This is a genomic window from Pseudoxanthomonas sp. LARHCG66 (assembly GCF_052871755.1).
This window is the reverse complement of record NZ_JBIXJW010000006.1, coordinates 147,853-163,715: the sequence shown is the minus strand read 5'-3', so window position 1 is coordinate 163,715 and position 15,863 is coordinate 147,853. Positions and strand designations below refer to the sequence as shown.

General features: G+C 67.0%; 13 protein-coding genes. 8 read left to right on the top strand and 5 right to left on the bottom strand.

The genetic code is table 11. The features are described 5' to 3' along the window. Both ACIPRS_RS16860 and glmS read right to left on the bottom strand, forming a co-directional pair. The gene (locus tag ACIPRS_RS16860; RefSeq protein ID WP_446539379.1) at window positions 1–1,086 is read right to left on the bottom strand and encodes a glycerophosphodiester phosphodiesterase; all 1,086 of its coding nucleotides are present in this window, start codon (window positions 1,084–1,086) and stop codon (window positions 1–3) included. Window positions 1,087–1,243: 157 nt separating this feature from the next. Next, complete coding sequence (gene glmS, locus ACIPRS_RS16855) at window positions 1,244–3,070, bottom strand: glutamine--fructose-6-phosphate transaminase (isomerizing) (RefSeq protein ID WP_446539378.1); 1,827 nt, start codon at window positions 3,068–3,070, stop codon at window positions 1,244–1,246. A 194-nt stretch (window positions 3,071–3,264) separates the two neighbouring features. On the opposite strand from glmS, the gene ACIPRS_RS16850 reads away from it, so the two are divergent. The 7 genes from ACIPRS_RS16850 (at window position 3,265) to ACIPRS_RS16820 (ending at window position 11,824) form a co-directional block, all read left to right on the top strand. Continuing rightward, a complete protein-coding gene (locus ACIPRS_RS16850; RefSeq protein WP_446539411.1) occupies window positions 3,265–4,533 on the top strand; it encodes an efflux RND transporter periplasmic adaptor subunit in 1,269 nt (422 codons plus the stop codon). A 67-nt stretch (window positions 4,534–4,600) separates the two neighbouring features. Next, complete coding sequence (locus tag ACIPRS_RS16845) at window positions 4,601–5,323, top strand: ABC transporter ATP-binding protein (RefSeq protein ID WP_192202941.1); 723 nt, start codon at window positions 4,601–4,603, stop codon at window positions 5,321–5,323. A gap of 10 nt (window positions 5,324–5,333) precedes the next feature. Beyond that, complete coding sequence (locus ACIPRS_RS16840) at window positions 5,334–6,644, top strand: ABC transporter permease (RefSeq protein ID WP_446539377.1); 1,311 nt, start codon at window positions 5,334–5,336, stop codon at window positions 6,642–6,644. A gap of 23 nt (window positions 6,645–6,667) precedes the next feature. Next, window positions 6,668–7,891 carry an ABC transporter permease gene (locus ACIPRS_RS16835; RefSeq protein WP_446539376.1) on the top strand — a complete coding sequence of 408 codons (1,224 nt, stop codon included), beginning with the start codon at window positions 6,668–6,670 and terminating at the stop codon, window positions 7,889–7,891. Window positions 7,892–7,943: 52 nt separating this feature from the next. Beyond that, window positions 7,944–9,158 (top strand): ABC transporter permease, encoded by a 1,215-nt coding sequence (locus tag ACIPRS_RS16830; protein WP_446539375.1) that lies wholly within the window; start codon window positions 7,944–7,946, stop codon window positions 9,156–9,158. 3 nt (window positions 9,159–9,161) lie between these two features. Then, window positions 9,162–10,499 (top strand): sigma-54-dependent transcriptional regulator, encoded by a 1,338-nt coding sequence (locus ACIPRS_RS16825; RefSeq protein WP_337732585.1) that lies wholly within the window; start codon window positions 9,162–9,164, stop codon window positions 10,497–10,499. Further along, complete coding sequence (locus ACIPRS_RS16820; RefSeq protein WP_446539374.1) at window positions 10,496–11,824, top strand: sensor histidine kinase; 1,329 nt, start codon at window positions 10,496–10,498, stop codon at window positions 11,822–11,824. Before ACIPRS_RS16825 ends, ACIPRS_RS16820 begins: the two co-directional genes overlap by 4 nt. A 164-nt stretch (window positions 11,825–11,988) precedes the next feature. Here the strand turns inward: ACIPRS_RS16820 and glmU are convergent, their stop codons facing one another. After that, entirely contained in the window at window positions 11,989–13,356 is a 1,368-nt protein-coding gene (glmU, locus tag ACIPRS_RS16815; protein WP_446539373.1) for a bifunctional UDP-N-acetylglucosamine diphosphorylase/glucosamine-1-phosphate N-acetyltransferase GlmU, read from the bottom strand. Window positions 13,357–13,508: 152 nt separating this feature from the next. Here glmU and ACIPRS_RS16810 point away from each other — a divergent pair, with 152 nt between their 5' ends. Further along, a complete protein-coding gene (locus ACIPRS_RS16810) occupies window positions 13,509–13,886 on the top strand; it encodes a GtrA family protein (protein WP_446539372.1) in 378 nt (125 codons plus the stop codon). 60 nt (window positions 13,887–13,946) lie between these two features. Here the strand turns inward: ACIPRS_RS16810 and ACIPRS_RS16805 are convergent, their stop codons facing one another. After that, window positions 13,947–14,369 carry a F0F1 ATP synthase subunit epsilon gene (locus tag ACIPRS_RS16805; protein WP_142126049.1) on the bottom strand — a complete coding sequence of 141 codons (423 nt, stop codon included), beginning with the start codon at window positions 14,367–14,369 and terminating at the stop codon, window positions 13,947–13,949. Between the two features lie 80 nt (window positions 14,370–14,449). Continuing rightward, window positions 14,450–15,856 carry a F0F1 ATP synthase subunit beta gene (gene atpD, locus ACIPRS_RS16800; protein ID WP_142126048.1) on the bottom strand — a complete coding sequence of 469 codons (1,407 nt, stop codon included), beginning with the start codon at window positions 15,854–15,856 and terminating at the stop codon, window positions 14,450–14,452. Between the last annotated feature and the right edge of the window lie 7 nt (window positions 15,857–15,863).

Sequence of the window (15,863 nt, the reverse complement as noted above, 5' to 3'; positions counted from 1 at the left end):
TCAGCGCCCGTCCACCGCGCGCCGCCCCAGCGCCGGATCGTCGGTGAAGAAGCCGCCGATCCCCAGCGCGAGATAGGCGCGGATCTCGGCAAGGGATCCCGCCTCGTTGCGCATGCGCGGATCGTCGCCTTCGCGCAGCGCCTTTGGCAGGAAATGGTTCTCCGGCCGGAAGGTGTATGGCCACACGTGCAGGCCTTCGTTGCGGGCATCCGCCATCAGCGTGGTCGGCGCTCCCAATGCGCCGTCCTCGGAAACCGGCAGCAGCAGGCGCGTCCACGGCCCGATGATGTCGGCATAGCCGGCGATGTCCTGCAGTCCCGCCGGCGTCATCAGGTCGGCATAGCGGGTCGGCTTTCCCGCCGCCAGCGCATCGCCCGGTTGCGTGTCCGCCGGACCCAGCAGCTGCAGCAAGCGGATGTTCCGGCTGGACGGCCCAAGGCGCGTGCGCAACGCGCGCAGGTTCGCCTGTTCGAACGATTGGATCACCACCGGGGCCTCGCGCGTGTACGCGTGCGCCGCCAGCGTCTCCAGCAGCCGCGCTTCCATCGGCAGCCCGATGCGCTGGAAGTGGCTGGGATGCTTGATCTCGGGAATCAGGCCGATGCTGCGTCCGCTGCGTGCGGCGTGCTCCGCCGCCAACGCGATGACCTCATCCAGCGTCGCGATGTCGTATCGGCCATCGTGCGCCATGCCGCGCAGCTCGGGCAACCGCTCACGCGCGCGCAGCGTCTTCAGTTCGGCGAGGGTGAAGTCTTCGGTGAACCAGCCTTCGAACGTCTCGCCATCGATTACCTGCTGGCGCTTGCGGGCGGCGAACTCGGGCCGCTGCGCGACATCGGTGGTCCCGCCGATCTCGTTCTCGTGCCGCGCGACCAGCACGCCATCGCGCGTGGACACCAGGTCGGGCTCGATGTAGTCCGCGCCGTCCTCGATTGCACGCGCATACGCCTCCAGCGTGTGCTCAGGCAGATGCGCGCTGGCGCCGCGGTGTGCGACGACGACCACGTCGGCCGGCATGTCGCCGGACTGCACGGACGCGGCCGGCATCAGTGCCAACAGGACGGGAAGCAGACGACGCAACGGCATGGGCAATCCTTCATGCATGCAAGCATGCCACGCGCGGCACGGGACCCGGACAGCACAAAGCCCGGCTTTCGCCGGGCTCCGGTGCAACGCGGGAGGAGAGAGGACCTCGTTGCAGGTCGCATTCTGCGCGCCGCCTGTTACAGGAAGGCGACAGCGGTCACTCCACCGTCACCGACTTCGCCAGATTGCGCGGCTTGTCCACGTCGGTGCCGCGCGCCAGCGCGGTGTGGTAGGCCAGCAGCTGCACCGGGATGGTGTGCACGATGGGGCTGAGCACGCCGACGTGGCGCGGGGTGCGGATGACGTGCACGCCTTCGGATTCACTGAAGTGGCTGTCCTGATCGGTGAACACGAACAGTTCGCCGCCGCGCGCACGCACTTCCTGCATGTTGGACTTCACCTTCTCCAGCAGCATGTCGTTCGGCGCGATCACCACCACCGGCATGTCGGCATCCACCAGCGCGAGCGGGCCGTGCTTCAGCTCGCCGGCCGGGTAGGCCTCAGCGTGGATGTAGGAGATTTCCTTCAGCTTGAGCGCGCCTTCCAGCGCGATCGGATAGTGCAGGCCGCGACCGAGGAACAGCGCGTCGGACTTCGGCGCGAAACGCTCGGCCCACGCGGCGATCTGCGGCTCCAGGTTCAACGCGTGCTGCACGCTGCCCGGCAGGTGGCGCAGCTGTTCCAGGTAGTCGGCTTCCTGCTCCGGAGTGACCTTGCCGCGCAACTTGCCCAGCACGACGGTCAGCTGGAACAGCGCCGCCAGCTGGGTCGTGAAGGCCTTCGTCGACGCCACGCCGATCTCGGCGCCGGCGCGGGTGTAGCAGACCAGTTCGCTGGCGCGCGGGATGGCGCTCTCGGGCACGTTGCAGATCGACAGCGTGTGCTGGTGGCCCAACGACTTGGCGTACTTCAGCGCCTCCATCGTGTCCAGCGTTTCGCCGGACTGCGAAATGGTGACGATCAGGTGCTTGGGGTTCGCGTACGCGGCGCGATAGCGGTACTCGCTGGCGATCTCGACGTTGCACGGCACGCCGGCGATGGCTTCCAGCCAATAGCGCGCGGTCATGCCGGCGTAGTAGCTGGTACCACAGGCGAGGATCTGCACGCCCTCGATGTCCTTGAGCGCGGCTTCGGCGTTGGCGCCGAACAGCGCGGGCGAGAAACCGCCGTCGACCACCGCCTCGATGGTGTCGGCGATCGCGCGCGGCTGCTCGTGGATTTCCTTCTGCATGAAGTGGCGGTACGGGCCCAGCTCCAGCGACGCCAGCGACACGTCCGACACATGCACGTCGCGCTGCACGGGTTCATTCTGGCCGTCGAATACCTTGACGCCTTCGCGCGTCACTTCGGCGGTATCGCCTTCTTCCAGGAAGATCACGCGCCGCGTGGCCTGGATGATCGCCGACACATCGGAGGCGATGAAGTTCTCCCCCTCGCCCAGGCCGATCAGCAACGGGCAGCCCATGCGCGCGCAGACCATGCGGTCGGGTTCCTTGCGACTTACCACGGCCAGTGCGTACGCGCCGGTGAGTTCCTTCACCGTGTGCTGCAACGCGGTGAGCAGGTCGTCGCCCCCCTTCAGGTGGTGGTGCATCAGGTGGGCGATCACTTCCGTGTCGGTCTGCGACTCGAACACGTAGCCGAGCGCGCGCAGTTTCTCGCGCTGCTCCTCGTGGTTCTCGATGATGCCGTTGTGCACCAGCGCCACCCCGTGGCTGATGTGCGGGTGCGCGTTCGCCTCGGTCACGCCGCCGTGCGTGGCCCAGCGGGTATGGCCGATGCCGAGCGTCGCATTGAAGCCCTCGGCGGCGGCCGCGCCTTCCATCTCGGCCACGCGGCCGGTGCGGCGCACGCGGCGCACGTCCTGCTGCTCGACCACGGCGATGCCGGCGGAATCGTAGCCGCGGTATTCGAGCCGCTTCAGTCCCTCGATCAGTACCGGCACCACGTCGCGATCGGCGATCGCACCCACAATTCCGCACATAGGCCTGTGTCTTCCATCTGAGTCAAACGAACGGACATTCTACGTGTCCGGTACTGGACAAGCCCTGTCCGCGCGGTGTCCGCGGACACCCGGACAGTCCTCCATTCCGGACAACCCCTTTGCAAATCAATCGCTTGCGTTTGGCACGCATCCTGCTGAGTACGGCAGGTCATTCCAAAGAACGCATGCCGCCGATGATTCGGGACACCTCCGCGCAAGACCGAGTGCTCAGTTCCTCGCAGACCCGCCCAGCCTGGCGCCGCTGGGTATGGCCCGCCGCCGGTGGCGCGCTGCTGCTGGCCGGCATCGTGTTCGCGGCGCGTGGCTGGCTGGCGGGCACGACTTCGATCGACGGCGCCCGTCTGCGCATCGCCGAGGTGACCCGCGGCGATCTGGTCCGCGACATCGCCGCCGACGGGCGCGTCATCGCCGCCAATAGCCCCACCCTGTACGCGGTGGCCGGGGGCGTGGTCACGCTGAAGGTCGTGGCCGGCGACAAGGTCGCCAAGGGCCAGCCGCTGGCCGAGATCGACAGCCCTGAGCTGCGCAGCAAGCTGGCGCAGGAACAGACCACGCTGGCGGGCATGCAGGCCGAGGCCAGCCGTGCGACCCTGGATGCGAGCGTCACCCGTGCCAATGCGCAGAAGGCACTGGACCAGGCCGGCATCGAGCGTCAGGCCGCCGAGCGCACCCTGCAGCGCTATCAGCGCGGCTTCGAAGGCGGTGCGGTGCCGCAGGTCGACGTACTGGAAGCGCAGGACAACCTGCGCAAGGCCGAGATCGCACTGTCCCATGCCCGCAAGGATGCGGGCCTGCAGGGCCAGGGCGCCGGGCTGGATGCGCGCAACAAGCAACTGCTGGCCGAACGCCAGCGTGCCGTGGTCACCGAAGTGCAGCGCCAGGTCGATGCACTGACCTTGCGTGCGCCATTCGACGGCCAGGTCGGCCAGATCCAGGCAGTGCAGCGCTCCAACGTCGCCATCAACGCGCCCGTGCTGAGCGTGGTGGACCTGTCGGTGTTCGAAGTCGAGATCAAGGTGCCGGAAAGCTTCGCGCGCGACCTCGCCATCGGCATGCCCGCCACGCTGACCAGCGCCGGCCAACCGTATCCGGGTGAAATTTCCGCGGTGTCGCCCGAAGTGGTGAACGGCGAAGTCGTCACCCGACTGCGCTTCTCCGACAAGCAGCCGCCCGGCCTGCGCCAGAACCAGCGCCTGTCCGCCCGCATCCTGATGGACACGCGCCGCAACGTGTTGATGGTCGAGCGCGGCCCGTTCCTCGAACAGGGCGGCGGTCGCTACGCCTACGTCATGGACGGAAGTTCCGCGGTGCGTCGCCCGGTGCAACTGGGCGTCAGCAGCCTGAGCAACGTGGAAGTACTCAGCGGCCTGCAGCCCGGCGACAAGGTCGTCGTTTCCGGCAGCGACCAGTTCGGCGACGCCGAGCGTGTCTCGGTCAACTGATCATCACCCCCAGCCCTCCCCAACGTCTCCCACTCCACTCCCGAACCCGAAGAAGAAGGAACCCGCCATGCTTGAGATGCGCCAAGTCGCCAAGGTCTACCGCACCGAACAGGTGGAAACGCATGCGCTGCGTTCCCTCGACCTGCATGTCCGCGAGGGCGAGTTCGTCGCGGTCACCGGTCCATCGGGCTCGGGCAAGACCACGTTCCTCAACATCGCCGGCCTGCTGGAAACCTTCACCGGCGGCCAGTTCCTGCTGGATGGCCAGGATGTCAGCGGCCTGGGCGATGACGCGCGCTCGCGGCTGCGCAACCACAAGATCGGATTCATCTTCCAGGGCTTCAACCTGATCCCCGACCTCAACCTGTTCGACAACGTCGATGTCCCGCTGCGCTATCGCGGCATGCCGGCGGCCGAACGCAAGCAGCGCATCGAAGACGCCCTGGGCCGGGTCGGCCTGGGCTCGCGCATGAAGCATTTCCCCGCCGAACTCTCGGGCGGCCAGCAGCAGCGCACCGCGATCGCGCGCGCATTGGCCGGCAGCCCACGCCTGCTGCTGGCGGACGAACCCACCGGCAACCTCGACTCGCAGATGGCCCGCGGTGTGATGGAGCTGCTGGAGGAGATCAACCGTCAGGGCACGACCATCATCATGGTCACCCACGACCCCGAACTGGCCGCGCGCGCGCAGCGCAACGTGCATATCGTGGACGGCATGGCCACCGACCTGTCGGTGGAGCCTGCATTGATCCGTGCGGCGCACGCCGCCGAAGCCAACGCCTCGGCCTGAGGAGACCGCCATGTTCGGTTACTACTTCACTCTCGCGCTGCGCAGTTTCAAGCGCAACAAGGCGCTGACCTCCCTGATGGTGCTGGCCATCGCGCTCGGTATCGGCGCCAGCATGACCACGCTGACGGTGTTCTACGTGTTGTCCGGCGACCCGATCCCGCAGAAGAGCGACAAGCTGTTCTATCCCCGCATCGACCCGCGCTCGGCGAACGGCTTCACCCCCGGCGACGAGCCGGAAGACCAGTTCACCCGCTACGACGCCGAGCGCCTGCTGCGCGACAAAAAGGGTGATCGGCAGGCTTTCATGACCGGCGGCGCTTCTTCGATCGAGACGGAAGACGGCAGAATCGAGCCATTCCGCATCGACTCGCGCTACACCACGGCCGATTTCTTCCCGATGTTCGAGGTGCCATTCCGCTACGGCAATGGCTGGTCGGCGGCCGATGACGAGTCGCGCGCGCGCGTGGCCGTCATCTCCAAGGCCCTGAACGAGAAGTTGTTCGGCGGCGCCAACAGCGTGGGCCGCGAGATCAAGGCCTCCGGCGCGACGTTCCGCGTGATCGGCGTGCTGGATGAATGGCGTCCGGCACCGAAGTTCTACGACATGACCCAGGACCGCTTCACCGAAGTGGAGCAGCTTTTCGTGCCGTTCTGGACCTCGCGCGCGTTGAAGATGGGCACGCAGGGCAACATGAACTGCTGGGGCGATTCCAGCGCCGAAGAGGAAGGCTCGCAAGGCCCGAATGCGCCGTGCGCGTGGCTGCAGTACTGGGTCGAACTGGGCACGCCAGCGAAGGTCGAGGCATACAAGCAGTACCTGAAGAACTACTCCGACCAGCAGCGTGCTGCCGGCCGTTTCGAACGCGCCGCCAACGTGGACCTGCACAACGTGATGCAGTGGCTGGACAAGCAGGGCGCGGTGCCCGCCGACGTTCGCCTGCAGGTGTGGCTGGCGTTCGGCTTCCTGGCCGTCTGCCTGCTCAACACCGTCGGCCTGCTGTTGGCGAAGTTCCTGGGCCGCGCCTCGCAGATCGGCGTGCGGCGCGCGTTGGGTGCAACGCGCAAGGCCATCTTCGCGCAGTGCCTGGTGGAAGCGGGCACGGTCGGGCTGGTCGGTGGCGTGCTGGGCCTCGTGCTCGCCTGGCTGGGCCTGCTGGCCGTTCGCCAGCAGCCGGCCGGCTACGCCGACCTCGCGCACATGGACCTGAAGATGCTGCTGGCCACCTTCGCGCTGGCAATTCTCGCCAGCCTGCTTGCCGGGATGCTGCCTGCCTGGCGCGCCATGCAGGTGACGCCCGCCATCCAGCTCAAGAGCCAGTGACCCATCCATTCAAGAGGCACGTCATGGACATCCGCCCCATCCTTTCCACCCTGTCCCGCCACAAGACGGCCGCCGCACTGATCGTGCTGGAAGTGGCGCTGTCGTGCGCCATCATCTGCAACGCGGTATTCCTCATCACCCAGCGACTGGAGCGCATCGATCGCCCCACCGGCATGGCCAACGAGGAGATCGTGCGGATCAGCATGGGCAACCTCGGCGAAAATCCCGACGCCGACGCGCTGGTGAAGCAGGACGTCGCCAGCCTGCGCGCGCTCGCAGGCGTCAAGGCGGCCGGCAGCATCAACCACGTGCCGTTCGACAATTCATCGTGGAACACCTCCATCCAGCTCGCACCGGAACAGGAACGCCCCAGCGCGCAGGCGAACGTCTATCTCGGCGATGCGGTGGTCGAAACCCTCGGCCTGAAGCTGGCCGAGGGGCGCGACTTCAACGCCGACGAGTACGTCAACTGGACCGAGATCAACAAGCAGAATGCGAAGTACGCAATGCCCGCCGTGATCCTGAGCCGCGAGCTGGCGAACAAGCTCTTCCCCGGCGAAAGCGCGATCGGGAAGAACATCTACGCCTGGAACACCGACAACGTGCCGCACCGCGTGGTCGGCGTGGTCGATCGGCTGATCCGCACGAACGACAACGGTGGCATCGCGGAAGCGGGTTTCGCGATGATCCTGCCGGCGAAGGACCTGACCATGGGGACCTTCGTGATCCGCACCACGCCGGAACGTCGTGCCGAAGTGCAGAAGGCTGCGATCGCCACGCTGGAGAAGAACAGCGCGCGCCGGCTGGTCCTGCGCGAGGGCACGTTCACCGACATCATGAGCGACTACTACCGCGGCGATCGCGCGATGGCCTGGCTGTTGATCACCGTGATCATCTCGCTGCTGATCGTCACTGCATTGGGCATCGTCGGACTGGCCAGCTTCTGGGTGCAGCAACGCACCAAGCAGATCGGCATCCGCCGCGCGCTGGGCGCAACGAAAGGACAGATCCTGCGCTACTTCCAGACCGAGAACTTCCTGCTGGCGACCATCGGCATCGTGATCGGCATGATCCTGGCGTACGGCATCAACCAGCTGCTGATGGGCAAGTACGAACTGCCACGCCTGCCGCTGCTGTACCTGCCGGTCGGCGCCGTGCTGCTGTGGCTGCTGGGCCAGGTCGCCGTGTACGGGCCGGCGCGCAAGGCCGCGTCGGTGCCGCCGGCGGTGGCGACGCGTACTGCCTGACGCGCACGGGTCGCCGCACACACTTCCGGGTGTGTGCGGCGCCGGAATGCTCATGCCACATCCGGGATTCCTGCTGCTAGGACGTCACCACGCAGGCACATGGCTGCTCGCGTTGCAACTCGCCATCGGCGTCGTGCTGTGCGTCCATGCCTGGCAGACGTTCGCCGCGCTCCAGGCCCGACGCTTCGAACCCAGTGGCATCGACGAGAATACGTTGATGCTGGTGCCCTGGATCAAGTTGCCTGCCGCAGACGATCCGGGTGTCGAGCATGTGCTGCAGACGCTGCGCGCCATTCCCGGGGTCGTCTCGGTGGCGGCAAGCAACCAGGCCCCGTACGGACGCAATGCATGGAGCGTGCATGCCTGGACCGGATCGGACCGGAGCCCCCGCCACCTGACCTCCCTCTATCTCGTCCATGAAGGCTTCTTCGATACCCTCGGCCTCTCCACAGCAAGCGGACGCCGCTTTCTCGCCGATGAGTTCCACGACTATCCGGGCGACCAGGGCCGGCTGCACGCCGGTCCGACGTCCGCCATCGTCTCCATGGCGCTGGCGAAGCATCTGTATGGCGATGCCGATCCACTGGGCCGCACGTTGCACGTGATGCCCGGCGTGCCGCTTCACATCGTCGGCGTGGCGGACAGGATCCCGCTGCCGGCCACGGCGCATGGCACCGACGGTGCGGCCGTGGTGCTGCCGGTGCGCTTGCAGGACACGGCGGCGGCCCAGTTCGTGGTCCGCCACCGCCCCGATCCCGGGGCGATGACGGCGCGCATCCGTACCGCGTTGTCGGCGGCGTACCCGACCGCCGTGTCCGCCATGCCCGTCAGCCTGGCGACGCTGCGCGAGCAGACCTTGCGCGCGCCCGCAGCGGACGCATGGCGGTCGGCGCTCGCCTGCGCGACCTGGTGGCTGCTCACACTGGGCATGCTGGTGCTGGGCGGCCATCGCTGGATCCAGGAGCACGCGCAGGAGTTCAGCCTTCGACGGGCGATGGGGGCCAGCGGCGCCCAGCTCGCCCTGCGATTGAGGCTGGAGTATTTCCTGCTGGCAGCGGGTGCCTCCCTGGCTGCGCTGGCGTGCATGGCATGGCTGTTCCCGCTGCTCGTGCCCGGATGGCGCGCAACGGCCGCGTCACCGTGGACGCATGCAGCGGCGGTTGCCTGGACTGCCCTTGCGGTGCAACTCGCTGCCGGGTGGCCTGCCCGTCTCGTGCGCCGCATTCCGGCGCACCTCGTCAGCCGCAGTCCTTCGGTTAGGCTATAGCGCATGCCCACGATCCTCGTCATCGACGACAACCTGGCCGTCAGCACGGCCTTGAACGTGCTGTTCTCGCTGCACGACATCGACACGCTGCATGCCGAATCACCCGAAGCGGGCCTGACCCTGCTGCGCGAGCAGGCGGTCGACCTGGTCATCCAGGACATGAACTTCACCGAGGACACCACGTCCGGGGTGGAAGGCGAGCAGCTGTTCACCGCGATCCGCGCGCAGTGGCCCGACCTGCCGGTGATCCTGCTGACAGCGTGGACGCATTTGGAAGCGGCGGTGAACCTGGTCAAGGCCGGCGCGACCGACTACCTGGCCAAACCCTGGGACGACCGCAAGCTGCTGGCCACCGTCAACACGCTGCTGGAACTAGCCGAGACACGCAATGAGCTCGATCGCCGCCGCAACCGCGAGCGCCGCAGCCGCGACCAGCTTTCGGCGAAGTACGACCTGCGCAACCTGGTGTTCGAGGACCCGGCCAGCGAACGCGTCGTCGCCCTCGCCTGCCAGGTCGCGCGTTCGGACCTGCCGGTGCTGATCACCGGCCCCAACGGTGCAGGCAAGGAGAAGATCGCGGAGATCATCCAGGCCAACTCCAGCGTGAAGTCGGGCGCCTTCGTGACGCTCAATTGCGGCGCATTGCCTTCCGAGCTGATCGAAGCCGAATTGTTCGGCGCCGATGCCGGCGCCTACACCGGTGCCAACAAGGCACGCGAGGGCAAGTTCGAGGCGGCCGACGGCGGCACGCTGTTCCTCGATGAGATTGGCAACCTGCCACTGGCGGGCCAGATGAAGCTGCTGCGCGTGCTCGAGACCGGGCGTTTCGAGCGCCTAGGCTCCAATCGCGAACGCCAGGTCGTGGTGCGCGTCATCAGCGCCACCAACGCCGACCTGCCCACGATGATCCGCGAGGGTTCCTTTCGCGAAGACCTGTACTACCGGCTCAACGCGATCGAACTCGCGCTGCCGCCCCTGGCCGAACGTCCCGGCGACATCCTGCCGTTGGCCGAGCGCTTCCGTCCCGCCGACAAGCCGCTGGGTGAAAGCGCACGCGCTGCGCTGCTCCGGCACGCATGGCCCGGCAACGTGCGTGAACTGCGCAACGTCATCCAGCGTGCCGGGCTGCTGGCGATGGGGGACCGCATCGAGGCAACCGACCTCAACCTGCCCCGGCCCGCACCGGTGCGCAACACGGTCGTGGCGGAACCGGAGCGGGCCGACATCGAAACCGCGCTCGCGCGCGCCGGCGGCATCATCGCCCAGGCCGCGGCCGATCTCGGCATGAGCCGGCAGGCCCTGTACCGGCGCATGGAACGCTTCGGCATCAAGACCCCATGATCCGTCGCTCCCTCGCCGGTCGCGTGCTGTCCTGGCTGCTGCCCTTGCTGGCGCTGGCACTGGTGCTGCCGGTCGCACTGTCGCACTGGCTTGGCGACGACATCATCGCGGTACTGGTCTCGGCCATCGTGGTGTTGCCGCTGGCGATGTGGGCGATCCATCGCGGGCTGCGCAGCACGTACTCGCTGTTCCGCGCGCTGGCCGGCAGCGTCAACAGCTATCGCGATGGCGAATACAACTTCGGCATCCACTGGCGCGGGAACGACGAACTCGCCGAGCTGGTGCAGTCCCATGCCGCGCTGGGCGAGGTATTGCGCGAACAGCGCCTGAGCCTGGTCCAGCGCGAACTGCTGCTCGACACCATGGTGCAGAATACGCCGGTGGCCATGCTGTTGATCGCGCCAGGCGGCGACGGGGTCCGGCGGGTCATCTTCGCCAACGTTGCCGCGCGCAAGCTGCTGCACAGCGGCTGGAAACTCGAAGGCCAGGACTACGATGTGCTGATCGGATCCGCACCCGTCGAGATGCGCGAAGCCCTCGCCCGTGGCGGCGACAGCCTGTTCGCCATCGGCAGTGAGGAAGAGGACGGCGAAGAACAGGTCTACCACCTGGCGCGCAGGAACTTCCGCCTGAACGGTCGACCACACGAATTGCTGCTGCTGCGCCTGCTGACCAGCGAGCTGCGGCGACAGGAAGTGATGACGTGGAAGAAGGTCATCCGCGTGATCAGCCATGAACTCAACAACTCGCTCGCGCCGGTGGCGTCGCTGGCGCACTCGGGCGCGGAGCTCGTGCGGCGTGGCCGCCACGACCGGCTGGAAGAAGTGTTCGGCACCATCGAGGAGCGCGCACGCCACCTGGAAGGCTTCATCCGCGGCTACGCACGCTTCGCCAAGTTGCCGCAGCCGCAACTGCAGACGGTGCACTGGCGTGCCTTCTTCGAAGGGCTGCAACGGCAGATCGCTTTCGAGCTCACGATGCCGGAGGCCGACATCGATGGCCGCATCGATGTGGCGCAGCTCGAACAGGCGCTGCTCAACCTGCTGAAGAACGCGCACGAATCGGGCACCATCCCGGAGGGCGTATCGGTCCGCGTTACGCGCCTTCCCGACTGGTTGCGCATCGAGGTGATGGATCGCGGCACCGGCATGAACGACGCGGTGCTGCAGAACGCACTGGTGCCGTTCTATTCGACCAAGCGCAACGGCACCGGGTTGGGCCTTGCGCTGACGCGCGAGATCATCGAGGCGCACGGCGGGCGCCTGTCGCTGCACAACCGCGATGGCGGCGGCCTTTGCGTGGCGATTCAGTTGCCCGAAAATTGATCTTTTCGAGGAGGGGACTTCGGAGCCCTCCCGCTGCATCCGAGGTCGAACCCGCATGGCACCGACTCCCCCTCTCCCTCCGGGAGAGGGTAAGGGGTGAGGGCGGGCCGCCGCGATCCCGCTCAATGTACTTCCGCAAATGGCGGGCTTGAGCCCGCCCTACGCTACTTCAGCTTCTTCACCGGCCGCTGCCAGCCTTCGATCGTGACCTGCCGCGCGCGGGCAACCGTCAGCTGGTCAGCGGGAGCGTTCTTCGAGATGACAGAGCCTGCACCGATCGTCGCGCCGTCGGCCAGCGTTACCGGCGCGACCAGCGAGGTATTGGAACCGACGAACACGCGGTCGCCGATCGTCGTCGTCGACTTGTTCACGCCGTCGTAGTTGCAGGTAATCGTACCGGCGCCGATGTTGGTGCCGCTGCCGATGACGGCATCGCCCAGATAGGTCAGGTGGTTGGCCTTGCTGCCCGTACCGATGTGCGCGTTCTTGGTCTCGACGAAATTGCCGACGTGCACGCCATCGGCCAACACGGTACCGGGACGCAGCCGCGCATACGGACCTATCAGCGCCGCACCCTGGCTGACCACGCCTTCAAGGTCGCAATGCGCGCGGACCTGGGTACCGGCGGCCAGCGTCACGTCCTTCAACCGCGTGAACGGACCCACGATGACGCCGTCGCCCAGTTCCACCTCGCCTTCCAGCACCACGTCCACATCGATCTGCACGTCGCGCCCCACACGCACGGTGCCGCGCTGGTCGAAACGTGCCGGATCGATCAGGCGCGCGCCCAGCGTGCACAGCGCGCGCGCGGCGCGCAGCTGGTAGGCACGCTCCAGCTGCGACAGTTGCCACGGATCGTTGGCGCCTTCCGCTTCGATGGGTTCACCCACCAGCACCATCTCCGCAGGCGTGAATTCTTCCGCCGCCATCGCGAACACGTCGGTCAGGTAGTACTCGCCCTGCGCGTTGTCGTTGGACAGTCGGGTGAGCCACCCCTTCAAGGCACTGCCGTCGGCGGCGATGATGCCGGTGTTGATGGTGCGGATGCGGCGCTGGTCTTCGTCCGCATCCTTGTGTTCGACGATGGCGGCCACGCGCCCCGCTTCATCGCGCACGATGCGTCCATACCCGCTCGGGTCGGCGGGCTCCGCCACCAGCACCGCCAGGCGGGCGGGCGCGTCCAGCAGGCGCTGCAAGGTCTCGCTGCGGGTCAGCGGGACGTCGCCATAGAGCACCAGGACGCGCGCACCGTCGGGAATCTCCGGCATGGCCTGCACCACGGCATGCCCGGTGCCCAGCTGCTGCGCCTGGTGCGCCCAGTGCAGGTCAGCCTGGTCGGCGAATGCCGCCTGCACCTGGTCGCCACCGTGGCCATGGACCACGTGCACCCCGGCGGGCGACAGGGCGCGCGCCGCGTCGATGACGTGCGCCAGCATCGGCCGCCCCGCGATCGGCTGCAGCACCTTGGGCAGCGCGGACTTCATGCGCTTGCCTTCACCGGCGGCCAGGATGACGACGTGGAGTGGATTCATGCGAGCAATTCCTTTGTCGTGGACGAGCGCGTGCAGGAAGGACCACATGGTAGCAATTACCCCTTCAACGCAGTCCGCCCCCCGCACATGCCATCCGCCCCCACGACGGCGGGTAACATACGACGATGCTTCAGCGCCTCACCCAACATGCGATGTTCAGACAAGGCGGAAGCTTCATCGCCGTCGGCGTGGCGCAGTTGCTGCTGGACTGGCTGGCCTTCGTGGTGCTCACCGCCGTCGGTGTAGCCGCCGCACCCGGCAACCTGGCCGGACGCGCGTGCGGCGCGCTGCTGGGCTTCTGGTTGAACGGCCGGCTGACGTTTGCGCAGGCCGGTGCGGCGCGGCTGGGCTGGTGGCGCTTCACCAAGTTCCTGCTGGTGTGGGTGCCACTGACCGCAATCAGCACACTGGCGGTCACCTGGGTGGCGTCGTCACTGGGACTGGCGCACGCCTGGCTTGCCAAGCCGCTGGTAGAGGGCGTGCTGGCGGTGGTCGCGTTCTTCCTGTGGCGGCACGTCGTCTACCGCTAGGTCCGGAAACGGAAACGCCGGCGCGAGGCCGGCGTTCCGATGAAGCGAAGGCGGTGGACCTCAGTGCTTGAGGTTCTTGCGCAGGCGCTCCAGCGCGCTGAGCTGGGCGATGCTCATGGCCAGCTGGGCCTGGGCTTCTTCCACGCTCATCTTCGGGTCCTTGTGGGACAGCACGCGCTCGGCTTCTTCCTTCGCCTTGCGCACCTGCGCCTCGTCGATGTCGGTCGCACGCACGGCGGTATCCGCCAGCACGGTGACGACCTGCGGCTGCACCTCGAGGATGCCGCCGGAGATGGCGAAGTCCAGATGCTCGCCGCTCGGCAGCGTCACCACCACCTTGCCCGGCTTCAGGCGGGTGATCAGCGGCGCGTGCTTCGGCGCGATGCCGAGCTCGCCCAGTTCCCCGGTGGCGACGACCAGGGTGGCTTCACCGTGGAAGATTTCCTGCTCGGCACTGACGATGTCGCAACGGATGGTGCTCATGGAACTCTCTTTGCCGTTTGGGGCGGACCGAGGCCCGCCACCGGTTGCCGCGAAGGTGGGCCGGGGCCCACCCTACGTGCTTACGCCTTCTCGGCGAGCTTCTTGGCCTTCTCGACCGCTTCTTCGATGCCGCCAACCATGTAGAACGCCTGTTCCGGCAGGTGGTCGTACTCGCCGTCGACGATCGCCTTGAAGCCGCGGATCGTGTCCTTCAGCGAGACGTACTTGCCCGGCGAACCGGTGAACACTTCCGCCACGTGGAACGGCTGGCTGAAGAAGCGCTCGATCTTGCGGGCGCGCGACACGGCCTGCTTGTCTTCTTCGGACAGCTCGTCCATGCCGAGGATGGCGATGATGTCCTTCAGTTCCTTGTACTTCTGCAGCGTCGACTGCACGCGGCGCGCGGTGTCGTAGTGCTCGTGGCCGATGACGTTCGGGTCCAGCTGGCGGCTGGTCGAGTCCAGCGGGTCCACGGCCGGGTAGATACCCAGCGAGGCGATGTTGCGGCTCAGCACGACGGTCGCGTCAAGGTGGGCGAACGTGGTGGCCGGCGACGGGTCGGTCAGGTCGTCCGCGGGCACATACACGGCCTGGATCGAGGTGATCGAACCGGTCTTGGTCGAGGTGATGCGTTCCTGCAGCACGCCCATTTCCTCGGCCAGCGTCGGCTGGTAGCCCACGGCCGACGGCATGCGGCCGAGCAGCGCCGACACTTCGGTACCGGCCAGCGTGTAGCGGTAGATGTTGTCGACGAACAGCAGCACGTCCTTGCCCTTGCCGGACGCGTCCTTCTCGTCGCGGAAGTACTCGGCCATGGTCAGGCCGGTCAGCGCGACGCGCAGGCGGTTGCCCGGCGGCTCGTTCATCTGGCCGTACACCATCGCGACCTTGTCGAGAACGTTGGAGTCCTTCATCTCGTGGTAGAAGTCGTTGCCCTCGCGGGTACGCTCGCCCACGCCGGCGAACACGGACAGACCGCTGTGCGCCTTGGCGATGTTGTTGATCAGCTCCATCATGTTGACGGTCTTGCCGACGCCGGCGCCGCCGAACAGGCCGACCTTGCCGCCCTTGGCGAACGGACACATCAGGTCGATGACCTTGATGCCGGTTTCCAGCAGGTCGTTGGCCGAAGACTGGTCCTCGTACGACGGGGCCGAGCGGTGGATTTCCCAATGGTCGGTCGCCTGCACCGGGCCGGCTTCGTCGATCGGGTTGCCCAGCACGTCCATGATGCGGCCCAGCGTGCCGGCACCGACGGGCACGGAAATGGCCTTGTCGGTGTTCACGGCGATCAGGTTGCGCTTCAGGCCGTCGGTGGAGCCGAGGGCGATGGTGCGGACGACGCCGTCGCCGAGCTGCTGCTGCACTTCGAGCGTGATGGCGGTGTTTTCCACCTTCAGCGCGTCGTACACCTTCGGCACTTCGTGGCGCGCGAATTCGACGTCAACCACCGCGCCGATGATCTGAACGATCTTGCCCTGACTCATTGCTGCA